The organism is Virgibacillus sp. M23 (assembly GCF_034190895.1).
Taxonomy (GTDB): domain Bacteria; phylum Bacillota; class Bacilli; order Bacillales; family Amphibacillaceae; genus Virgibacillus; species Virgibacillus salarius.
The window spans coordinates 1-569 of record NZ_JAWDHA010000175.1 but is presented as its reverse complement, the minus strand read 5'-3'; the positions used below and the strand labels follow the sequence as shown (position 1 = coordinate 569).

The 569-nt window shown below is 43.9% G+C and carries 1 protein-coding gene; it reads right to left on the bottom strand.

Annotated elements, in window-relative coordinates:
• The coding region (locus RVS70_RS21885; protein ID WP_321134829.1) for a L,D-transpeptidase at nt 1-517 on the bottom strand (517 nt) is incomplete at its 3' end.
• Nucleotides 518-569 lie beyond the last annotated feature (52 nt).

Here is a 569-nt window from a genome sequence, read left to right as displayed (position 1 = left end):
ACCTGATACACCCATGAGATGCTTTCGTTCCTAGTTTTGCTGCTTCAGCTTTGATGACTTTTTGATCCTTTGTCATTGGCACACTATGAAATAGAAATTCTCCATGGTTTTTCCATGATATCCAATATTCCGCGCCTTCCTGGTATCCTTCGGAGAAAAACCATTCTCCCCGTTCAGGCTCTATATGAAAGGTGCCCTTTGGTGTAGCATCATCTTTTGTTTGATCAAGGCCTGAAGAGATCATCATTGTATAGATGGTGTTGCTTCCTTCTTTGATGTAAGCCGTCTGCTCCTTCACATTCACCTCAATCCAGACATGCTTCTGTTTCATATCCGGGTATTCTCCGCCCGAAGGCTTTGTCCAATCAATGCTTGCTTTTGCTGTTTTTCGAACGTCCGTTATGAGCTCGACCGTTTTCTTTTTATCGGCACTTGCGTGTTCTTCCGCATGATCGGAGCAGGCTGACAGCAGGCATGCTGGCATAAAAACGGCAACAATGAATAATGAGAGTTTCATATTCTATCCACTTCCTTTGAAAAACACAGCTTCGCATAGGCATCGTGGAGAT